This is a genomic window from Corynebacterium pyruviciproducens ATCC BAA-1742, assembly GCF_000411375.1.
Lineage (GTDB): Bacteria > Actinomycetota > Actinomycetes > Mycobacteriales > Mycobacteriaceae > Corynebacterium > Corynebacterium pyruviciproducens.
Genome location: NZ_KE150446.1, coordinates 66,252 through 82,574, shown reverse-complemented (window position 1 = coordinate 82,574; position 16,323 = coordinate 66,252). Strand labels below are relative to the sequence as shown.

The 16,323-nt window shown below is 59.7% G+C and carries 22 protein-coding genes and 1 tRNA gene; 8 read left to right on the top strand and 15 right to left on the bottom strand.

The window, feature by feature from the left end:
• Nucleotides 1-45 precede the first annotated feature (45 nt).
• The 7 genes from HMPREF1219_RS00380 to HMPREF1219_RS00350 form a co-directional block, all read right to left on the bottom strand.
• Nucleotides 46-717, bottom strand: coding sequence for a zf-HC2 domain-containing protein (locus HMPREF1219_RS00380; RefSeq protein WP_016457004.1), 672 nt, complete (start codon nt 715-717; stop codon nt 46-48).
• Nucleotides 710-1,117 carry a DoxX family protein gene (locus HMPREF1219_RS00375; RefSeq protein ID WP_040426988.1) on the bottom strand — a complete coding sequence of 136 codons (408 nt, stop codon included), beginning with the start codon at nt 1,115-1,117 and terminating at the stop codon, nt 710-712. Before HMPREF1219_RS00375 ends, HMPREF1219_RS00380 begins: the two co-directional genes overlap by 8 nt.
• Before the next feature lie 578 nt (nt 1,118-1,695).
• Nucleotides 1,696-1,768 (bottom strand) — tRNA-Ala (locus HMPREF1219_RS00370).
• Between the two features lie 47 nt (nt 1,769-1,815).
• Nucleotides 1,816-2,937 carry a divisome protein SepX/GlpR gene (gene sepX / locus HMPREF1219_RS00365; protein ID WP_016457002.1) on the bottom strand — a complete coding sequence of 374 codons (1,122 nt, stop codon included), beginning with the start codon at nt 2,935-2,937 and terminating at the stop codon, nt 1,816-1,818.
• Between the two features lie 103 nt (nt 2,938-3,040).
• Nucleotides 3,041-3,706, bottom strand: a complete 666-nt coding sequence (locus HMPREF1219_RS00360) for a GNAT family N-acetyltransferase (protein WP_016457001.1) — start codon at nt 3,704-3,706, stop codon at nt 3,041-3,043.
• A 3-nt stretch (nt 3,707-3,709) separates the two neighbouring features.
• Complete coding sequence (gene glp / locus HMPREF1219_RS00355) at nt 3,710-4,981, bottom strand: molybdotransferase-like divisome protein Glp (RefSeq protein ID WP_016457000.1); 1,272 nt, start codon at nt 4,979-4,981, stop codon at nt 3,710-3,712.
• A 165-nt stretch (nt 4,982-5,146) separates the two neighbouring features.
• On the bottom strand, nt 5,147-6,046 hold the full coding sequence (locus HMPREF1219_RS00350) for a UTP--glucose-1-phosphate uridylyltransferase (RefSeq protein WP_016456999.1): 900 nt from the start codon (nt 6,044-6,046) through the stop codon (nt 5,147-5,149).
• 71 nt (nt 6,047-6,117) lie between these two features.
• On the opposite strand from HMPREF1219_RS00350, the gene HMPREF1219_RS00345 reads away from it, so the two are divergent.
• The 3 genes from HMPREF1219_RS00345 to HMPREF1219_RS00335 all read left to right on the top strand — a co-directional run bounded on the left by HMPREF1219_RS00345 (nt 6,118) and on the right by HMPREF1219_RS00335 (nt 8,115).
• Complete coding sequence (locus HMPREF1219_RS00345; protein ID WP_040426677.1) at nt 6,118-6,666, top strand: 5-formyltetrahydrofolate cyclo-ligase; 549 nt, start codon at nt 6,118-6,120, stop codon at nt 6,664-6,666.
• A gap of 14 nt (nt 6,667-6,680) precedes the next feature.
• Complete coding sequence (locus HMPREF1219_RS00340; protein ID WP_016456997.1) at nt 6,681-7,487, top strand: hypothetical protein; 807 nt, start codon at nt 6,681-6,683, stop codon at nt 7,485-7,487.
• Between the two features lie 85 nt (nt 7,488-7,572).
• Entirely contained in the window at nt 7,573-8,115 is a 543-nt protein-coding gene (locus HMPREF1219_RS00335; RefSeq protein ID WP_016456996.1) for an SAF domain-containing protein, read from the top strand.
• Here HMPREF1219_RS00335 and HMPREF1219_RS12690 read toward each other — a convergent pair.
• From HMPREF1219_RS12690 to HMPREF1219_RS00305, 7 genes are all read right to left on the bottom strand, one after another.
• Nucleotides 8,060-8,296 (bottom strand): hypothetical protein, encoded by a 237-nt coding sequence (locus tag HMPREF1219_RS12690; RefSeq protein ID WP_156823181.1) that lies wholly within the window; start codon nt 8,294-8,296, stop codon nt 8,060-8,062. The genes HMPREF1219_RS00335 and HMPREF1219_RS12690 overlap by 56 nt on opposite strands.
• Nucleotides 8,297-8,302: 6 nt before the next feature.
• A complete protein-coding gene (locus tag HMPREF1219_RS00330) occupies nt 8,303-8,833 on the bottom strand; it encodes a MogA/MoaB family molybdenum cofactor biosynthesis protein (RefSeq protein ID WP_016456994.1) in 531 nt (176 codons plus the stop codon).
• A 10-nt stretch (nt 8,834-8,843) separates the two neighbouring features.
• Complete coding sequence (locus tag HMPREF1219_RS00325; RefSeq protein WP_016456993.1) at nt 8,844-9,995, bottom strand: S1C family serine protease; 1,152 nt, start codon at nt 9,993-9,995, stop codon at nt 8,844-8,846.
• Between the two features lie 11 nt (nt 9,996-10,006).
• Nucleotides 10,007-11,395, bottom strand: a complete 1,389-nt coding sequence (locus HMPREF1219_RS00320) for a HAMP domain-containing sensor histidine kinase (protein ID WP_245554355.1) — start codon at nt 11,393-11,395, stop codon at nt 10,007-10,009.
• A 110-nt stretch (nt 11,396-11,505) separates the two neighbouring features.
• The gene (locus tag HMPREF1219_RS00315) at nt 11,506-12,198 is read right to left on the bottom strand and encodes a response regulator transcription factor (RefSeq protein WP_016456991.1); all 693 of its coding nucleotides are present in this window, start codon (nt 12,196-12,198) and stop codon (nt 11,506-11,508) included.
• 499 nt (nt 12,199-12,697) lie between these two features.
• Nucleotides 12,698-12,871: a 50S ribosomal protein L32 gene (gene rpmF, locus HMPREF1219_RS00310; RefSeq protein ID WP_005391778.1), complete on the bottom strand. Its 174-nt coding sequence runs from the start codon at nt 12,869-12,871 to the stop codon at nt 12,698-12,700.
• A complete protein-coding gene (locus HMPREF1219_RS00305; protein ID WP_016456990.1) occupies nt 12,871-13,146 on the bottom strand; it encodes a type B 50S ribosomal protein L31 in 276 nt (91 codons plus the stop codon). Before HMPREF1219_RS00305 ends, rpmF begins: the two co-directional genes overlap by 1 nt.
• Nucleotides 13,147-13,562: 416 nt before the next feature.
• On the opposite strand from HMPREF1219_RS00305, the gene HMPREF1219_RS00300 reads away from it, so the two are divergent.
• The 5 genes from HMPREF1219_RS00300 (at nt 13,563) to rpsR (ending at nt 15,272) form a co-directional block, all read left to right on the top strand.
• Nucleotides 13,563-14,117 (top strand): GNAT family N-acetyltransferase, encoded by a 555-nt coding sequence (locus tag HMPREF1219_RS00300; protein ID WP_211212587.1) that lies wholly within the window; start codon nt 13,563-13,565, stop codon nt 14,115-14,117.
• Between the two features lie 172 nt (nt 14,118-14,289).
• Nucleotides 14,290-14,526: a 50S ribosomal protein L28 gene (gene rpmB, locus HMPREF1219_RS00295; protein ID WP_005391774.1), complete on the top strand. Its 237-nt coding sequence runs from the start codon at nt 14,290-14,292 to the stop codon at nt 14,524-14,526.
• Nucleotides 14,527-14,531: 5 nt separating this feature from the next.
• Nucleotides 14,532-14,696: a 50S ribosomal protein L33 gene (gene rpmG, locus HMPREF1219_RS00290; protein WP_005391772.1), complete on the top strand. Its 165-nt coding sequence runs from the start codon at nt 14,532-14,534 to the stop codon at nt 14,694-14,696.
• A 3-nt stretch (nt 14,697-14,699) separates the two neighbouring features.
• Complete coding sequence (gene rpsN / locus HMPREF1219_RS00285) at nt 14,700-15,005, top strand: 30S ribosomal protein S14 (protein ID WP_016456988.1); 306 nt, start codon at nt 14,700-14,702, stop codon at nt 15,003-15,005.
• 18 nt (nt 15,006-15,023) lie between these two features.
• A complete protein-coding gene (rpsR, locus tag HMPREF1219_RS00280) occupies nt 15,024-15,272 on the top strand; it encodes a 30S ribosomal protein S18 (protein WP_016456987.1) in 249 nt (82 codons plus the stop codon).
• A gap of 61 nt (nt 15,273-15,333) precedes the next feature.
• On the opposite strand, the gene HMPREF1219_RS00275 is transcribed toward rpsR, so the two are convergent.
• Entirely contained in the window at nt 15,334-16,185 is an 852-nt protein-coding gene (locus tag HMPREF1219_RS00275) for an HpcH/HpaI aldolase/citrate lyase family protein (protein WP_016456986.1), read from the bottom strand.
• Nucleotides 16,186-16,323 lie beyond the last annotated feature (138 nt).

The following is a 16,323-nucleotide window of genomic DNA, read 5'->3' as shown; positions in this document are numbered from 1 at the left end:
CTCCGCTAGTGTGGCGGAGCAGTATCCTCGAATCCTAAAACTGGACTAAAACTCAGGGCGCGCGTTTGCTGTCTGCCACGCGCGGAAGAGGAACGACCGGCCGTCTTGGCTTAACCAGGTCCACACGAGCACGAGCGTCGCGCAGAGAAGAATCATAAGGCCCACCACGTCGCCTGTGGCGATAGTCCCCAGGACCACATCACGAGCAGCGAAACCAAAGCTAAACGTCCACAGCGTGGCAAAGATCGGCAGCATCCCGGTGACCAGCCGCGTCTTCCATGCGGCAAAGAAGAGCCCAAAGCCGAGCGCAACGCGGGCGGCCGCCAGCTGGATGACCATCTTCGTCACATTCGGATCCACCGAGAACACGTCGTCTTCAATGAGCCGGGTGGACTCCACCAACGTGCCCACCGACCAGACCACGAACACAAACCCTGTCAGCACAAGCGCGATGCGCGCCAGCGCGAGGCTTGTTGCGCGACGGTTTTCCGCCTGCCTTACCTGCGGGCCGACACCAGCCAAAATGAGGTCGGTGAGATCGGGTGCCTCGGTATCGTCGTGCTCAAACTGGGCCTTCATGATCCGCGCGTTGTCCAGGTAGGCACGGCACTCGGCACAGCCTTCCAAATGAGCCTCGATGATCGTGTCATCAATATCTGCGGGCTCGTTATCCAGCCTCGCCGAAATAGCTCGTTGGATGTCCTGGCAGTTAATCATCCGCGAACACCCGATCCAGGCTTACACGGCCCGCACCGAACACGACGATGATCACCAGCGCGGCGATGAGCACCATGACGAGCTCGGGGCCCCCATCTCCCACGAAGAACCCGTTGCCCCAGTGGGCAAAGAAGATCGCGGCACCCATCTGGAGGATGAGGATCCCTGCGACGATGGTGCTGAGGAAACCGAGGATGAGCAGTCCCCCGCCGAGCAGTTCGACGATGCCGGCGGCATACGCAGAGAATTGGGCGTTCGGGACACCCATCGCACTGAACTGCCCCGCGGTTTCTACCGGCCCGGTGATAAACATCTTGTCCCACCCATGGGCAATGAACACCACGCCAAGAACCAATCGAAGCAGGAGCAGAGCGCTTTCTCTAATGAAAGGACGATCCATGCCCATTAGGATACCTGTCCCACTCATTCCCCACCGGGTGTCCCCGGGAAAACAGACTTCACCAGACACTCGGCCCTGTCCGCCATCTGGCACGGACCCGCAACCGCCACCGTGTATTTACGGGACGTGAGCACCCCCCACTTATCCCTTCAAGCCCGGTGGCCAATTCGGCGAGCAGGCTTCTCGCAGGCACCACGCACTACGCATGCACGTGCCCCGGCCCGCCTCATTCCCCACCCGTATCATCGCCTTGCTCCCGGACCCATCTCACGCATCACTGTCCCGCCGCGCGCACCCACGGCCGTGCCATGAACTTCGAGGCATCCCACAACCAATTGTCTGCGCAGCCGTTTGTGCAGCGCGAGTTGATTGGTACATCCTTGGTACTTACTCACACGGATCTCGATTTGCCGAGGACTGTCCAGAAAGGCGGAGCGCAAAAAGACCGCATCCGCTAACACACCGCCCCACCACGCGACACGCCGAACCAGACACACATTTTGCACCTTAACCCGAACCTAAGCAGCAGGTAGACAGAAGAAAACCCCGGTAGAAGACCTACCGGGGATACCCATTTGTGGAGCCTACGAGAATCGAACTCGCGACCTTCTCATTGCGAACGAGACGCGCTACCAACTGCGCCAAGGCCCCTGAATCGGTAACTAGTACGATACTCCTTCGCTCTTGGATTCTACAAACTACCCCGCCTGTTGCATCTCGCTGGAGACAAACTGCACCTCGGCGAGGGAACCGTCAAAATCGGGCGACGCTTCATCAACTTCGAGCACTACACCGGCCGGCGTGCGGAGGCGCGGAGGAATTGCCTGTTTTTCATCCTCGTTCAGGCGTACGCCCAAGCGAGACCGGCGCAGGTTACGGATCCGGCGCGCGCGGACCCGATTTTCCGCCTTCACCTGCTGACGCAGCGCCCACAGGTACATCGCAATAGTGGCTACAACAAGTACTGGCAGCGCCCACATCCAGCGCCCGACAAGGAAAGCAATGGGGATTGCCACGACGAGGGCAACGACCAACGCCAGGAGGGTCCGCTTACGTCTCTCGTACCTGTCCAACGTGACTTCGGCATCCGCCTTCGGATCAAAACCGCCACGCCCCTTACGCCGCTCGGCAAAGGCGATCTCCTCGGCACTGAGCTCTTCAGGTTCAACCTCGGTTTCTGCGGTCTCATCGTGCTCCGACACAGCGAGCTCATCGGTTTCCGGCTCGCCGGGATACATGAGATCTGCAGGCTCAATGAAGGAGGAGTCAGTTGCGTACACATCGGTGGCATCGTCGGTCTGGTCCACTGCCTCCGACGCGTCTGCAAGGCTTTCGTCTGCAGCGCTATCGTTTGCAGTAGCCTCGTTCGCCGGCTCCACATCAGGGTTAATGGTCCCATCAGCGGCAAGCATGCTGGCATCGACCCGGTAGGCGACGCTTCCGGTGGAGGCGGTGATGACCTCTCCGTCGACAACGGTGTCATCTCCGGTTTCCTGCTCGGCTACAGCGCCGACCTCGCCTTCGGGTTCCTGGTCTTCTGTAGTGTCGTCGTAAGCCTCGGCATCGTCGTCGGTGAGCTCGTACGCATCGACGAGATCATAATCTTCGTCCTGAGGTTCACCAACGTGAATATCGCTGCGGGTAAACCGCGGGCGACGGCGTGGAACCTTGATCTCTCCTGTGCCACCCTCGTACACCACGCGGGTTTCCTCCAGAGCCTTGTTGGTGCGTCGGATCGGCTTCTGTCCGCGCAGCAGAAGTGGTGCGAGGACGAAAATCCACATCACCACGATGAGAACGATGGGTAGATTGCCGGACACGAGATGCCACCTTCAAGCTTGGTAAAAACGGACTATTTTCCCTAAAAATCGTAGCCACCAGGCACCGCTGCCTGGTCATGCCACGCGGAACGGCGGGACTATTTCACCTGATTCGACCGGCGTGCCACAGGCGGTTAACCGCCAGAGTTGCGAAGTCATCCTGATTGAGTGCAACAAAATGGTGATCCCGCCATTCACCGTCGATGTGAAGGGCCTTGCGCAGGTAGCCTTCCTCATGGAAACCGGCATGCGCGAGGACAGCATGAGATGCCTCGTTACCAGGCAAGTACGTTGCGGTCAGGCGATGCAGCTTCATCCTTGCAAAGGCGTGATCGACTCCCAAGGCGACTGCAGCCGTGGCAACGCCCATCCCCTGGTACCTGGAGCTCACCCAGTAGCCGATCCACGCCTCGCTGACCGCACCGCGCTGCACATTCCCTAGCGTCAATTGGCCCGCAAACTGGTGATTACAGGTGATGGCTAGAGGGACCAAGCGGCCGGCGTAGGCTTCATCCTCCATGAAAGCAAGACTTTGCGACCAAGCGGCCAGCGAGGTGGAGGCTTTCCAGTCATGAGTTGTGGGTTCGACTGGGCGGAGTATCGACTCGTCTTCCCTCCTGAAGCTCGACCACAGTCCTCCATCTTTACGCGTCAAAGGACGCAGCTGCACCACGGCCCCGTTCGGAAGGGCGACAGTAGGCGTTGCCTCGGGCCATCCCGGATGGGATTCGGGGTCGCTAAAAAGAGGGCGAACAAAGCGCGAGAACATGTACTAGCCCTGCGCCAGGAACATGACGTCGACAACATCCCCGGGGCGAACATCCGGCTGCTCTTCGGGGATCACGATGTAGGAGTTAGCTTCGGCCAGACCGGCAAGCAAGTGCGCGGGGGATCCGGTGGCACCCGAAAGCCCCTCGACGAGGTAATCCTGGGTCTCCGCATCGCGCATCAACCGCGCACGGATGTATCCTCTGCGGCCCACCCTGGACTCCAGTGGCCCGAGTGCGCGGGCCTTCACCAAACGCCTCTCGATGGGGCGCTTTCCAAGGCCAGCGCGGATCATGGGACGAACGAATACTTCAAAAATAACCAGCGCGGAAACTGTGTTGTCCGGCAACAGAATGCAGGGGACCTCATCGGAGCCGAGCACACCGAACCCCTGCACGCTGCCGGGGTGCATCGCGACGCGCGTGGTATCGATCTCGCCTAGGTCTTCCAGAATCATTTGGATCTGCTGGGCACTCGCCCCGCCCACTGCCCCGGAGATGAGCAACAGCTCGCTGCGAATCGTCTCGCCTTCAATTATCTCCCTGATGCGACGTGGCTCTCCCTCAACGATCCCCACACGCCGTACCTCTGCGCCGGCATCGCTGGCGGCAGCGGCCAGTGCGTAGGAATTGATATCGAACACCTGGCCACGCCCGGGGGTGCGGTCGATATCGACAAGTTGTTTGCCCACCGACAGTACGGATACACGTGGCCGTGGGTATGCAAGCACTTTGGAACGGCCGACAGCTGCCAGTAAGCCGATTTGTGCAGGGCCAAGAATCGTGCCCGGGCTCACGGCGACATCGCCGGTGTTGATGTCTTCCCCTACTCCGCGGACGAACTCTCCTGTTCCCACCGGACGGAGTGGGCTGACGAAGGACTTTCCTTTATCGGACCACGCCAGGGGGAGCACGGAATCCGCCAACGCTGGAAGGGGCGCACCCGTGTGGACACGCATAGCTTGCTTCGGCTGGAGGCGGGTGGGTTGCTGCGAGCCGGCGGGAATTTCTCCCACCACGGGCAACCTCACTTCACCTGGATGTGGGTTTTCGGCAGTGTCCCCGTGACTGCCCACGATCGCACGCGTGCCTCCGACATCGACGGAGCGCACGGCGTAGCCGTCGATAGCTGCCATCGCAAAACCCGGCACGGCCGATGTTGCTTGGACTTCCTCGGCAGCAAGGAGGCCGAGGGCATCGGTAATAGCCATGCGTACTGGGTCGGGCACTAGGGCGTTAGCCAGTGTTACTTCCTTGTGTGCCTGCACAGAACGCATTACTACTCCTCACATCCCGCTGTCTTCTGAGCCTTGGGCCCCTGGCTGCGCCGTGGCCTTAGCCCGTCGCTTGCGTCATAACCGTCGGGACCGTCGTTGGCGTCGGGGCCGTCGAAAACAGCGGGCTCACTCAGATCGCAGTGAAAACTACCTCGATAAGCAATGCTACCCGAGCAATTCCTTCAAAAAGCGACGAATCCCCGGGCCGTACACTGGGTTTTTCAGACCAAAGTCCACGCACGCCTTAATGTAGCCGCCGGGATTACCCAAATCATGGCGAGTTCCGCGGTGAACAACCACGTGAACGGGCTCACCCTGCTCGATAAGAAGTTCAATAGCGTCGGTGAGCTGCAACTCTCCACCTTTGCCCGGAGTGATCTTGCGAAGAGCGTCAAAAATCTTGCGATCAAGCAGGTAGCGGCCGGTAGCTGCGAGCGTCGAGGGAGCGTCGGCGGCAGCAGGCTTTTCCACCATTGCCTTTACGCGGCACACATCGTCCATGGAACAGTCGGTGACGTCGAAAACGCCGTAGTTAGATACTTCATCGCGCGGGACGTCAAACGCGCACAAAACGGAACCCCCGAATTTCGCCCGCACGGCGGCCATCTTCTCCATCACGCCCATGGGTAGAACCAAATCGTCGGGAAGCATGACAGCAACCACATCTTCATCGTCGTCAAGCGCGGACTCAGCGCAGGCAACGGCATGCCCAAGTCCCAGTGGCTTATCCTGAATCACAGCGATGGCATCGATGATTTCCGGTGCACGCCGCACCCTGGCCAGCTGCTCATCCTTTCCCCGCTCCTCGAGGGTCTGCTCCAGAATTTCGTTGGGGCGGAAGTGATCCAGAACTTCCTTCTTATTCGGGGATGTCACCACGGCCAGCCTGGAAGCACCCAGTGCTGCCGCCTCCTCCGCGATAAGTTCAATACCGGGGGTATCAACGACGGGAAGGAGTTCTTTTGGAACCGTCTTCGTGGCAGGCAGAAAACGTGTACCCATGCCTGCAGCAGGAACGATGACAGTCTTCACCGCATGCTTGTGATCGGAAATTGATAGGGCCATGGCACTAGACTACCCAGTGCAATTTTCCCACCACCCACTAGGTGCACGTTGGCGTGTCTAAACTTGTGTGCATGGAAACTAAAACTGAGTGTAGAAAACGGTTGTTCGCACAGCGGAAACAGAGGGCTCTCTCCCCTACCATCGATGAGCTGGATCGACGGATCGCGGCGAACGTGGTGCAGGAGATCACACGGGTGGGCTCAACACGCGTTTCCGCTTACTACCCCACTTCGGGGGAACCAGGGGGACGCTTCCTCGTCCCGACCCTCAAACAAGCTGGTTTTACGGTTTTCCTTCCGCTTTCACTCGACGGTGGGCAGCTCGCGTGGGCGGAGTACATCGACGATGACCACATGGCCCCCGGGGCCTACAACATCCCCGAGCCCACCACAGACCGGGTAGACCAGCTTACGGACGCGCACATCGATTTCGTTATCGTGCCAGCGCTTGGCGCCGATCGGGCCGGCCACAGGTTAGGCAAAGGCGGTGGCTACTACGATCGCCTGCTCGCAGCCAATCCTTCCATTCCCCGGGCAATGGTTGTGTACGCAGACGAAGTGCTGGAGCACATTCCCTATGAGGCGCATGACACACAGTGCGACGTAATCATTACGGACTAGTAGACTGTCTCGACATGAAGTTCTCCCTCACCGCCACTTTCTCCGCAGCGATGCTGGTGCTGTGCGCCCCCATTGCCTCCGCCTACGATGTCAACGTCGGTGTCGACCCACGGGTCGGGCCGGTCTGCCAGATCACCGATAATTCCGGCGCACAATCCGCGCTCAAGGATCAGGTAGACGCTGTTCAACGGTTCGACTCTGACCTGCGCAACGGAATGCGAAACGACCTGCCATCCGGAGTGCGGAAGAATTTCAAGGTTATTGATCGCCTCGCCGAAAAAGTACAGTCCACCGAGGCTCTCTCTGAAGACGAGTTGGCCGCGGCACAGAAATCCTCGGATGCCCTGGCCAACAGCGCCATTGCCGCCGGTTGGAACCAGGCAGAGTTCCAGGTTGCAACCTCTCCTGCCCCGGAGCAGACGGCAACCGTGCTGCAGGTTCCCCAAGAGCAGGCCAAGGACTTTTTGGAGACGGATAATATCTACGCAGCGCTTGCCACTCTGACTGTATCCAGCACCGGTCAGGTAGGTCAGATGCTCAGCGATCGTGGCGCACACGTAGGCCAGGTAGCTCTCAGCTCGCTTGAAGAGCGCATGCACGCCGTTGCCGATGGTGCCGACGATACTGCCCTGCGCAGCGCGCTGCAGCTTTGCGCCGACGGTGTGTCCGCACAAGATGGGGCATACGACGCTTCCACCGTGCAAAGGCTTCCGCTCACGGGTGGCTTTGGCAACGGCTCGGCTGCAGGCATTGCGGGCCTTGCCGGTGTGGCGCTCCTCCTCGTCATCGCTTTCGCTGCAGCGGGCACCAAGTTTAACTAATCCTCTTTTTCCGGGAACCTGGGAGTAGTTTGGTCACGTCTAAGTAGATGTGAATGTTTTAACTACTCCCGGTTGGCATCGCAGCATGTGGCTGCGCAGATGCGTCGCGTGTGGCCTTGTGCTGTGCGCCCTCGCTGTATCACTGGCGAAGAGGGACCCCACAGTTATCACGCTGAATCACTCCGTCTCGGCCGGGGAAACACTATCGGCAGCAGACTTGGCTCACACCCCTATTCCCAAGAACTTGGTACCTGACAAGGCGGTGCGCGACATTGCCGTAGCTGAAGATAAAGTCGCCGTCGCAGAGCTTACCCGCGGCCAAGTGTTGACGGAGGGGGCGTTCACCGGCGAGGGGGTCACCCCTCCGGGGAAGACGTCGGTCCCCCTGCGTTTATCGGACCCGGCCGTCGGAGAGCTCCTCAAAACCGGCGACACCGTCACCGTTGTCGCCTCAGACGGCTCCATCGTGTGCGACAAAGCAACGGTCATCCTTCCCCGGAAAGAAACGGTACTCATTTCGTTGGATAATGACCTCGCCCCGGCCGTGGCGAGCGCCACGTTAAACGGGCCGGTTACCGTCGTTGTGCGTAGTGCGGGGGCATCTGCTCCCGCCAAAACTCCTCGGTGAAGTGTCCCCCGGACATCGCGGCCCCGTCGGTATCATCGCTTTCGTCGTCGAGGGGAACCACACGGTCCGGTTGCATGAACGACGAGCCCGCCGGGCCCGAAGCGCCGACGGCATCGGCCGTGCGGTCGTAATCATGAGGTGATTTCTTCACCACACGGCGACGCTTCTTATGCTCACCCACTGGTGGTTACCCCTGAAGCTGGCCGACGATGTAGTGCGACAGCGGAAGCACCGTGGCAACCCCATCCCTGATGGCGGCGCGCGAGCTGGCCAAGTTCACGATGAGTGTGGAACCGGATACGCCAGAGATGCCACGTGACGTAGCCGCGTCGAGAGCCCCGCAGGCGATCCCCGAGGCGCGAATCGCCTGGGATATACCGCGGATTTCCATATCCAGCAGCGGCCTCGTAGCCTCCGGCATCTTGTCCCTCGGCCCCACGCCAACCCCGCCTACAGTGAGGACCAGGTCCACACCGCCAACTACGGCGGTCTCTATGGCCTGGCGGATGGCCGAGCGCTTCGACTCCACCTCGAGCAGGCCACCGACGTGATAACCACCCTCGTGGAGGAGCTCCGCAAGCAGCTTGCAGTTCTGCTCACTTTCGTGGTCTTGAACCACCACGATAAGGGCACGATGCGGAGTCGGCTTGAGGTTTGCTTCCTCCTCCGCACGCAGGCTGGCAAGGTCCGGCTCAGCAACATCGTCAAAGAACGTCATACCCATGAACCTACTCGCTTGTCAGTGTTACCTCTACCGTTCGCGTATCTCCGGTCTCCGGATTAGTCACTTCAAGGGTAACCGTCGAACCAAAATCTTGGGAGCGAACAGCTGCAATGAGAGCGTCGGCGGAATCCACTCGGCGATCGTTAATACGCGTGATGACATCCCCCGGGTTGAGGTCCGCATCGGCCGAGGCCCCTTCAGGATCCACGCCTGCCACCAGCGCCCCATCCAGACGCGCGTTGGCGGCAAGCTTGATGCCAAGCATCGGATGCTTCACTGCCCCTCCGTTGAGCAGCTGGTCCGTGTAACGCTTGAGATTCTTCACGGGGATGGCAAAGCCGAGCCCGATGGAGCCGCTTTGGCTCGAGCCCGAGGAAAGGCTGGCGATGACGGAGTTCATGCCGATGAGGCGACCGTCCATATCAACGAGTGGACCACCCGAGTTGCCGGGGTTAATCGCAGCGTCCGTCTGGATGGCGTCGATAAGCGAGGACTGACCGGACTCCCCACCGGCGGCGCGGACCGGACGCTGGAGGGCCGAGATAATACCGGTTGTCACCGTGGCCGACAGCCCCAGCGGCGAGCCGACGGCGACCACCTGCTGCCCCACGTTGAGGTCGTCCGAATTGCCCAGCTCAATGGCCGGAAGCCCGGACACGTCCCGGATGCGCACGAGCGCGATATCGGTCGAGGCATCGCCGGCAACAAAGTCCGCCTTATGGCGCTCACCGTTGTTGAGCGTCACCTCAATGTCGCGCGCGTTTTCCCCCGCGACGTGGTTATTGGTGAGGACAAGGCCGTCGCTGCCGATGATGGAGCCTGATCCCTCACCTACCTCCGTGTCGGAGATGACCCTAATGGATACAACGGAGGGGAGCACCTTCGCGGCGACCGCCTCCACGGAGCCTTCGGGTGCGGGCTCGGTATTGACGGGGGCCTGTTGAGAGAACGTGGTCTCCTCGGGACCTTTTTGGGTTGACGAGACTGCAATTCCTGTCACGGAACCAGCGCCTACGGCACCGACGAGCATGAGCGCGAGCGCGGTGGGAAGGCCTACCTTGCGGGTTTTCTTTTCGTTTTCTTCATGAGAAAGCTCCGCATCGCCCATGCCGTTGGGGGCTTGCGGAGCATTCCACATCGATTCACCGTATGTCATAGGACAACATCTTAGGTTGTTGTCCTATATTTTCTCCTTTGCCACAGCTGTGTAAGGAAATCGCTTCTGCTGCCATGATTCTGGGAAACCACAACATCGTCGTCGTCAGATTCTGGGAGTTCGCCAGCAGTACCCGGAAGCAGAACTGTCATCAGGTTACCGCCATCGTCCGAATCGCCCACCGAAATGGTGCCGTTGTGGCGGTTGATCACGCTTTTCACAATGGCCAACCCAAGTCCGGAGCCGGGCATGGAACGCGCCTCCGCGGAACGGTAGAAGCGCTCGAAGACCTTTTCCCTATCGGCCAGCGGGATGCCGGGGCCGGAGTCCGCGAACGTGAGCTCGATGAGGCCGTTGTCCACCGGCTTCATGTTGATGCGCACCGTCGCGTTGCGTGGCGACCACTTGGCTGCGTTATCCATCAGGTTGAGCGTCGCGCGGCCGAGAGCGAACGGGTCACCCTTCAGCTTCCACGGGTACGGGTTGAACACGAACGCGACATCCGGGCGACGCCTCTTGACCCGCTCGAGGGACGTATCCATGACCTCCATGAGGTCAACATCCTCGGCGACGAACTCGCGGCTGCCGTCCTCACGTGCGAGGTCGACGAGGTCGCCGATGAGGGTGGACATCTCTTGGATCTGAGCCACCACGTCCTTTTCGATCGCCTGCCGGTCCTCCTCGGAGATCATGGCGTTCTTCTGCTTGCTCACCATCATGAGCAGCTCGACGTTCGTACGCAACGAGGTGAGCGGAGTCTTCAGCTCGTGGCCGGCATCGGCAACCAGTTCGGTCTGCCGGTCGCGGGAGGCCTGCAATGCCGCAAGCATGTCGTTGAAGCTGCGCGTTAGTTGTGCGATCTCATCGGAGCCGACCACGGCCATCGGCCGCAGCTCGTCGGTACGGGCAACGTAGTTCACCGCTTGCTGCAGGCGAGCGATGGGGCGCAGACCCGTCGAGGCGACAACTATGCCTGTGGCGATAGCCATAAGCACGCCAGCCACGGAGATGAGAAGCAGCACCATCCCCAGGTTGGAGATGATCCGGTGCGTGGTGGACATGTCCTGCGCGAGCACAACAGTTGCGCCCGTGCTGCCGTGGAGCGCGATGACGCGCTCTTCGCCCGCGTTGCGGATGCTCAACTCTTGTTCACCCTGGACAACAGGGATTTCGGAAACAAGCTGAATCGAATCCCCAACGGGGTTTGGCGAGCCCGGCACGTAGACCATCGCCCGCATGTCCGGGTTGTAGCTCTTAAAGGCCGTCACCTCGGCTGCGGGATCCCTGAGAAAGCTCGGATCCACCGTTTCGGCGATGAGGGATTCCGCCTTCTCTTTCAAGGCGACATCGACGTTGCGGGTGAGGGCTGTGGAGACCACCCAGTAGGTGACAACTGTCATCAGTCCAACCGCGATTGCGACCATCAAAGCCGTCACGAGTGACAGCTGCCACCGGAGCGGTGCACGCCGCCCCCACTCAGAACGTTGACGCGCCGATCCTCGGCGCAATATCACGGTGCGGTCTCTCGCAATACGTATCCGACACCACGAACGGTGTGAATCAGGCGAGACTCACCGTCGGCTTCCGTCTTCTTTCGCAGATAGCCGATGTACACCTCAAGCGCGTTGCCCGACGTTGGGAAGTTATATCCCCATACCTCTTCCAAAATGTCGGAGCGGGTTAGCACCTTACGCGGGTTGCGCATCAGGTACTCGAGCAACGCGAACTCGGTACGAGTCAGGCTGATGGGCTTGCCACCACGAGAAACATCGCGGGTGTCGGGGTTGAGAACAAGATCCTCAAACTCCAGTTCCTTCGGTTCCTCTGGTTTCTGGGCCTCCGTGATGGAGCGGCGGAAGAGACTGCGTACTCGGGCGAGGAGCTCCTCAAGCGCAAACGGCTTGGGGAGGTAATCATCAGCGCCCGCGTCAAGACCAGCAACGCGGTCGGATACACCATCCCGCGCGGTGAGCAGCAAGATGGGGCGATCATCGCCGGAGCTGCGCAGTGTGCGGCACACCTCAAGGCCATCCATTTGTGGCATCATGACATCGAGAATGACAAGTTCAGGCTGCTCTGCCTCAATGAGCTTGACAGCCTGTGCTCCGTCTTCCGCCAGCACGACATCGTAGCCGTTGAAGCTCAACGATCGTCGAAGTGACTCACGCACCGCCTGTTCATCATCAGCAACAAGTATCTTCATTTCTTCCCTTTTAAAAGCGGTCTTTTAAGGAATAATATCATTACACAACTGGAATTTTGATTCTGTCTCAGGCTGGCCCACAGCTTCGGTTTATCTTTGCAGTGCCAATGTCAATAGAACCCCAGCTCGGCACGGGTTGGCAGGCTTCTCCCCTATCATCTGTTCACCCCCATTTCCGGGAACCAGCTTTGCCACTTCTCGTTGCGCAATGTTCATTCCACTTCTTTCGCACGCACCGCGAGCCCCTTCTCACCCCCGTTTCCTGAGAAGCCGTCCGGCCACTGGGTAACACAATCGGCGCTCAGCGCACCTCGCCTTCTTCGGCACCTCCTGCCGTTATCTCCGAGCGCCCCGCACTGTTCAGAGGAACCATTGAGAGAGCCACATTGTGGCATCTCACCCCCCTATGTCGAGATCCCCAGCGCACCTGCTTCGCAAACGCAGGGCACAAAAATGACCCCAGCCGAAGCTGAGGTCATTGATTATGTTCTACCAAGTGTTAGAACTGCTCGACATCGACGAGTCCGAGCTTGGCTGCCTTGACCAGGCGACGAGGAATGAGAACCTCGCGGCCGTCGATCTTCACAGCCTGCAGGTCAGCGTTGTGAGCCTTCCACTGCGAACGACGCATACGGGTGTTCGCGCGGGACTTACGAAACTTTGGGACTGCCATTACTTCGTCGCTCCCTTCTTCTTACGGCGAGCCATGCCGCCGAAGCGACGCTGGAACTTCTCGACGCGGCCGGCAGTGTCCATGAGACGCTGTGCACCGGTCCAGAAGGGGTGGGACTCGCTGGTCACATCAACAACAATGAGCGGGTACTCGTTACCGTCCTCCCACTCGACCGTGCGATCGCTCGTCACGGTAGAGCGGGTGAGGAACTTGTGTCCCGTGCCCGCATCCTGGAATACCACTGCGTGGTAGTCAGGGTGGATATCTTTCTTCATAAAATTAGTTCCCTCAGGATTGAGACTTCAGGTCGTCCCTACGCTCCCGGCGTAGGTCGTGCCTGAGTTGGGTACTTATTTCTTACCTGTGCTTCGTGCAACCAGAAAAGGAATATGTTTCTCAGCAGCACATCGAGCAACCCCTGGGATAATACACGTCACCGTCCGGTTTGCCAAACCTCAACTTCTGCTTCGGTCACAGCATACCTATAGTGTTCGGTCACAGCATACCTATGGTGTCCGGTCACGGCATGCCCAGAGTGTCCGGTCACGGCATGCCCATAGTCGCACAGAAAGATACGGTAAATAGTCACGCGAGGAGCCGCCGCGCGAGATTAGTCCCCCAGCGCCCCTTCGCTGTCCCCGGGCTGCTCCTCCACAGGCATCGGTGGGTGGGACTCGGGGAGACTGCAATAATGGCACGCATGTCGGATTCCGCCACTCCGCAGGCCCTCGTCCCCGCCACCGACGGAGGTAAACGTACGGTTCGCACCGCTTCGCTTGCCGACGCCTCCGCCCTCGCTGATCTCGAATCGTCCTGCTTCCCACCGGCTGAGGCCGCAACGTACGAGCAGTTTGTTGAGCGCCTGTCACACTACGGCGATCACTTTTGGCTCTTATATGTAGGCGATCAACTAGTCTCCTGCGTCAACGGTTTCCTCACCAACTCGACGGTCCTCACCGACGAGATGTTCGAGGATGCCTCCATGCACAATCCCGCGGGTACGTGGCAGATGATCTTCGGGGTGCTCACCCACCCGGACCACCAGGGACACGGGTATGCGCACCAGCTTCTTAGCCACGTTATCGATGAAACGGAGACCGCGGGTCGCAGTGGCCCCATCCTCACGTGCAAGCGCGAGCTGATACCTTTTTATGAAAGCCTCGGCTTTGAACTTGAAGGGGAATCCCCGTCGGTCCACGGCGGTGCAACATGGTACCAAATGCGGCGCAGCTTTCCGCGCGCATAAGCGTCGCCAGGGAATTAGGAATTTTGCGCCACGCCGTGTAAGGTAGTCGCTTGCTGTTGTCAAAAGTATACGTTTACGCCCTCGTCGACCGGCTAGTCGCAGCACATCCGCCTTTCACGGTGAGTTTTGTGCGCGTTTGTCACGATGTGGGCGGTTAGGAGAAAGAAAGTCCATGTCGGCAATTTGCCAGGTAACGGGACGCAAGCCAGGCTTTGGCAAGTCCGTCTCGCACTCCCACCGGCGCACCAACCGCCGTTGGAACCCCAATATTCAGCGTCGTAAGTTCTACCTCCCCTCTGAGGGTCGTACCATCACGCTGAACGTGTCCACCAAGGGTCTGAAGGTCATCGACCGCGACGGCATCGAGGCCGTTGTTGCCCGCATTCGCGCACGCGGAGAGAGGGTGTAAGTCAGATGGCACGTAACGATATTCGTCCGATCATCAAGCTGAAGTCTACGGCTGGCACCGGTTATACCTACGTCACCCGTAAGAACAAGCGCAACAACCCGGATCGCATCACCATCAAGAAGTACGATCCGGTAGTCCGCAAGCACGTCGATTTCCGCGAGGAGCGATAATTCATGGCTAAGAAGTCCAAGATTGCCAAGAATGAGCAGCGTAAAGAGATCGTCGCCCGTTACGCGGAGCGTCGCGCTGAGCTCAAGAAGATCATCAAGAACCCGAATTCCACTGACGACGAGCGTCTCGACGCTCAGTTCGAGCTGAACCGTCAGCCCCGCGACGCCAGCCCTGTGCGCCTTCGCAACCGCGACTCGCACGATGGACGTCCGCGTGGCTACCTCCGCAAGTTCGGCCTGTCCCGCGTTCGTATGCGCGAGATGGCTCACCGCGGTGAGCTTCCCGGTGTTCGTAAGTCCAGTTGGTAATTTCTAGGGAGATTGTAAATGAAGCGCAATAACGCAAAGAGGGCGCGCATCGAGCAGTCCCGCCGCCCCAAGAAGAACCCGCTCAAGGCCGCTGGCATTGAGACGGTTGATTACAAGGATCTGAACACGCTCCGTCAGTTCATTTCTGATCGTGGCAAGATCCGCTCTCGCCGCGTCACCGGGCTTACCCCGCGTCAGCAGCGTCAGGTTGCTACCGCGGTGAAGAACGCCCGTGAGATGGCTCTCCTGCCGTTCACCAGCCGGTAAACGGCCGAGGAGATAACAGCTTAAAGCCCACCAGGAATTTTCCCGGTGGGCTTTGTCATGTCTACACGCTATCCCCCGCCCTGCGGGCGATGCGGAACGCCTGCTTGATCAGCGGCGCGTCACACATCTGGCCGTCCAGCTTAAAAGGGCCGGGATGGTTGTAGGACTCCTTTACCACCCGGCGAGCCCACGTGAGCGTTTCCTCGTCGGGCAGGTAGGCACGGCGGACCGGCTCCGTCTGTGCCGGGTGAATCGTGGCAGTGGCGGCAAACCCGATCCGGGCGGCATCCACGGCCTCCCGGTACTGGCCCTCGGGATCGGAGAAGTCCGCAAACGAGGCATCGATGGTGAACTTTCCGTGGGCCGCTGCGGCGACGTGCACCATGGTGCGGGCGATCTGGATGGTGTCCCGGTACAGGTGGGTTGGCCGGTTGGTCTCGTCCTCCTGGTACCTGGAGTGCGTACCGCCCAGTTCCATGGTGAGGTCCTCAGCACCCCAGTACAGGCCGATGACATCGGGGTGGGCTGCAATCTCATTGACGTGCACGAGGGCCTGCGGGGTCTCGATGAGCGCAATGATGGGGAATCCTTCGACCTCCGGCGGGATGCCATCCCTTAGCATCGGGACGATGAGTGGCCCGTAGCCGGACTTCTTGTAGGCTTCCAGGTCTTCCAAGTAGCCTGGGGCCTCCGGGCCGTTGATCCTCACAATGACGTGGGAAGGGTCCAGGTTGGAGTGGATGAGGTTTTGGCGCGCTTCTTCACGCGCCTTTTCATCGTGTTCAGCCCCCGCGCCGTCCTCCAGATCGAGGATGATCATGTCCGCTCGCTGGATGCCCTTTTCAAAGCGTTCTGGACGGTTGCAGGGCACAAACATGATTGCCGGCCCCAAAATGATGTTCTCGTTCGTCATGGGTTTATCGTACCCAGGAAGTACATTAGAGGCAGGCAGTCGAGCGTCTATTCGCCACAGTAGGCACGATAGGTTGGTAGAGGCGATTTCGCTTTTTTGTTTGCTGCTTCCGCTGAAAAACCATAAGCAAAATACTCA

Excerpts from the sequence above, each read along its gene's own strand:
- HMPREF1219_RS00380 (WP_016457004.1), bottom strand. The coding sequence starts at position 717 with ATGATTAACTGCCAGGACATCCAACGAGCTATTTCGGCGAGGCTGGAT.
- HMPREF1219_RS00375 (WP_040426988.1), bottom strand. The coding sequence starts at position 1,117 with ATGGATCGTCCTTTCATTAGAGAAAGCGCTCTGCTCCTGCTTCGATTG.
- HMPREF1219_RS00360 (WP_016457001.1), bottom strand. The coding sequence starts at position 3,706 with ATGTTCTCGCGCTTTGTTCGCCCTCTTTTTAGCGACCCCGAATCCCAT.
- glp (WP_016457000.1), bottom strand. The coding sequence starts at position 4,981 with ATGCGTTCTGTGCAGGCACACAAGGAAGTAACACTGGCTAACGCCCTA.
- HMPREF1219_RS00350 (WP_016456999.1), bottom strand. The coding sequence starts at position 6,046 with ATGGCCCTATCAATTTCCGATCACAAGCATGCGGTGAAGACTGTCATC.
- HMPREF1219_RS00345 (WP_040426677.1), top strand. The coding sequence starts at position 6,118 with ATGGAAACTAAAACTGAGTGTAGAAAACGGTTGTTCGCACAGCGGAAA.
- HMPREF1219_RS00340 (WP_016456997.1), top strand. The coding sequence starts at position 6,681 with ATGAAGTTCTCCCTCACCGCCACTTTCTCCGCAGCGATGCTGGTGCTG.
- HMPREF1219_RS00335 (WP_016456996.1), top strand. The coding sequence starts at position 7,573 with ATGTGGCTGCGCAGATGCGTCGCGTGTGGCCTTGTGCTGTGCGCCCTC.
- HMPREF1219_RS00330 (WP_016456994.1), bottom strand. The coding sequence starts at position 8,833 with ATGACGTTCTTTGACGATGTTGCTGAGCCGGACCTTGCCAGCCTGCGT.
- HMPREF1219_RS00325 (WP_016456993.1), bottom strand. The coding sequence starts at position 9,995 with ATGACATACGGTGAATCGATGTGGAATGCTCCGCAAGCCCCCAACGGC.
- HMPREF1219_RS00320 (WP_245554355.1), bottom strand. The coding sequence starts at position 11,395 with ATGACAGTTGTCACCTACTGGGTGGTCTCCACAGCCCTCACCCGCAAC.
- HMPREF1219_RS00315 (WP_016456991.1), bottom strand. The coding sequence starts at position 12,198 with ATGAAGATACTTGTTGCTGATGATGAACAGGCGGTGCGTGAGTCACTT.
- rpmF (WP_005391778.1), bottom strand. The coding sequence starts at position 12,871 with ATGGCAGTCCCAAAGTTTCGTAAGTCCCGCGCGAACACCCGTATGCGT.
- HMPREF1219_RS00305 (WP_016456990.1), bottom strand. The coding sequence starts at position 13,146 with ATGAAGAAAGATATCCACCCTGACTACCACGCAGTGGTATTCCAGGAT.
- HMPREF1219_RS00300 (WP_211212587.1), top strand. The coding sequence starts at position 13,563 with ATGGCACGCATGTCGGATTCCGCCACTCCGCAGGCCCTCGTCCCCGCC.
- rpmB (WP_005391774.1), top strand. The coding sequence starts at position 14,290 with ATGTCGGCAATTTGCCAGGTAACGGGACGCAAGCCAGGCTTTGGCAAG.
- rpmG (WP_005391772.1), top strand. The coding sequence starts at position 14,532 with ATGGCACGTAACGATATTCGTCCGATCATCAAGCTGAAGTCTACGGCT.
- rpsN (WP_016456988.1), top strand. The coding sequence starts at position 14,700 with ATGGCTAAGAAGTCCAAGATTGCCAAGAATGAGCAGCGTAAAGAGATC.
- rpsR (WP_016456987.1), top strand. The coding sequence starts at position 15,024 with ATGAAGCGCAATAACGCAAAGAGGGCGCGCATCGAGCAGTCCCGCCGC.
- HMPREF1219_RS00275 (WP_016456986.1), bottom strand. The coding sequence starts at position 16,185 with ATGACGAACGAGAACATCATTTTGGGGCCGGCAATCATGTTTGTGCCC.